The organism is Streptomyces sp. NPDC087270 (genome assembly GCF_044744625.1).
Taxonomy (GTDB): domain Bacteria; phylum Actinomycetota; class Actinomycetes; order Streptomycetales; family Streptomycetaceae; genus Actinacidiphila.
Map to the genome: position 1 here is coordinate 1 of NZ_JBIUYR010000045.1, position 2,496 is coordinate 2,496.

A 2,496-nucleotide genomic window follows, 5' to 3' on the forward strand; every position below is an offset into this window, starting at 1 on the left:
CCGGAACAGCCCCGCCGTCACATGCACATGCGTCAACGCGTACCGCGCGATCAACGACCGCAACACCCCCGCGTCGAACCGCTCCTCCGGCGCCACCACCACCTGACCACCACCCAGCAGCGGCGCCCACAACTCGTACGTCGAGGAGTCGAAGGAATGCGGGGAACGCAGCAGCACCCGCAGCGGCTCCTCATGGCGCCAGCACGCGTCACTCGCGAGATCCACCACGTTCTGATGGGTGATGGCGATCCCCTTCGGCACGCCGGTCGAACCGGACGTGTACATGATGTACGCCAACTGGTCGGGAACGCACCGGGCCGGCAGCGCCGAACCGTCACCGGACCAGCCAGATCCGGCCGCGACCTCCACGACGGTGCCGCCCCGCGCCCGGAACGCGCCCACCGCCGGGTGCCCGTTCATCGCGGCGTCCACCAGCAGCAGCTCCGCCGACGCTTCCGCCATCAGCACCCGCATCCGCTCCGCCGGGGCCCGCAGGTCCAGCGGCACGTAGGCGCCCCCCGCCTTCAGCACCGCCAGCAACACGACCACCAGCTCGGCGGAACGCTCCATCAGCACCGCCACCCGCGCCTCGGGCGCCACGCCCCGGTCCACCAGCCGCCGCGCGAGGACGTTGGAGCGCGCCTCCACCTCCGCGTACGTCAGCTCGCGGTCCTCGGCCCGCAACGCCGGTGCCGTCGGGGTGCGTGCCGCCTGCGCCGTGAACAGCTCCGGCACCGTGCCCACCGGTGCCTCGCACGCCGTGTCGTTCCACTCCACCAGCACGCGACGCCGCTCCTGGTCGCCCAGAATCCCGATCCGGCCGACGGGCTGCGCGGGGTCGTCGGCGACGGCCTCGAGCACCCTCAGCAGCCGCTGGGCGATCGCCTCCGCGGTGGACAGGTCGAACAGGTCGGTGGCGAAGACGATGTCGCCGAGGAGACCGGCGGGCGAGCCGTCGGGCGCGAACCGCTCGGTGAACTGGATGTCCAGATCGAACTTGGCCGCGGGCCGTCCGGCGGGGTGCTCCTCGGCCCGCAGTCCCGGCAGTTCCAGCGCCGCGGCGTCGGTGTTCTGGACCGCGAGCATCACCTGGAACAGCGGGTGCCGTGCCATCGACCGCTGCGGGGCGATCTCCTCGACCAGCCGCTCGAAGGGGATGTCCTGGTGCTCGAAGGCGTCCAGCACCGTCTCCCGCACCCGGTCCAGGAGTGCGGTGAACGCCGGGTCGCCCGACACGTCGGTCCGCACGACCACCGTGTTGACGAAGAACCCGACCAGGTCGTCGGTGGCCTCGTCGGTACGGCCCGCGACCGGACTGCCGATCGGGAGGTCGTGGCCGGCGCCCAGCCGGGACAGCAGTGCCGCCAGCGACGCGTGCAGCAGCATGAACATCGTCACGCCCCGGCGCTGCGCCAACGCGTGCAGGCGCGCGTGCAGTTCGGCCGGAATCCGCATGTCGGTGCGCCCGCCGCGGTGGCTCGCCACCGCGGGGCGCGGCCGGTCGGCGGGCAGCACGATCTCCTCCGGCGCCCCCGCCAGCCGCTGCCGCCAGTGCGCGAGGTCCGAGGCGAGTGCGTCGGCGCCGCCGCCGTCGGCCACCGCGCGCTGCCAGAGCGCGAAGTCCGCGTACTGCGCCGGCAACGGCTCCCACGCCGGAGCCCGCCCGGCCCGGCGGGCCGCGTACGCCCTCGACAGGTCGCGCCACAGCGGCCCCATCGACCAGGCGTCTCCGGCGATGTGGTGCACGACCAGCACCAGTACGTGCTCCTGGGGCCGGTCCTTCTCGCCTCCGAGCGGGTCGTGGTCCGGTGCGATCGACAGCAGCGCGGCCCGGAGCGGAAGTTCCGCCGTGAGGTCGAAGGTGTGCGCGGCAGCTTCGGTCACCTGTGCGTCCAGGTCGTCCCGTGCGACCTCGGTCACCGCCACGTCCAGGCGCGCGGCGTCCGCGGGCAGCACCCGCTGCCACGGTTCGCCCTGGTCCGACGGGTAGAGCGTGCGCAGGACCTCGTGCCTGGCCACCACGTCGGCGAGCGCGTCCGCCAGGGCCCGCGCGTCCAGCGCACCGGTCAGCCGCACGGCGATCGGGATGTTGTAGGTGGTGTTCGGGCCTTCCAACTGCGAAAGGAACCAGAGCCGTTGCTGGGCGAAGGAGAGCGGCGGCCGGTCGGGCCTGGGCCCCGCCACCAGGGGGGCGTGTACGGGACGTGTGCCGCCCAGCCCGCGGGCGAGCCCGGCCACGGTCGGGGTGTCGAACACCTGCCGGATCGGCACCTCGACGTTCAGCGTCGCCCTGATCCTGCTGATCAGGCGGATCGCCAAAAGCGAGTGGCCGCCGAGGTCGAAGAAGTCGTCGTCGACGCCGACCCGTTGCACCCCCAGCACCTGAGCGAAAGCCGAAGAAAGGATCTCCTCCCGCACCGACACCGGACCCCGACCACCACCACGACCCGACCCCGACCCGTAATCCGGAACCGGCAACGCCCCACGATCCAGCTT

Annotated in this window: 1 protein-coding gene; it reads right to left on the reverse strand. The window is 72.8% G+C overall.

Annotated elements, in window-relative coordinates; genetic code table 11:
- On the reverse strand, positions 1–2,424 hold a 2,424-nt coding region (locus ACIPAE_RS39745; RefSeq protein ID WP_402452335.1), incomplete at its 3' end, for a condensation domain-containing protein.
- Positions 2,425–2,496 lie beyond the last annotated feature (72 nt).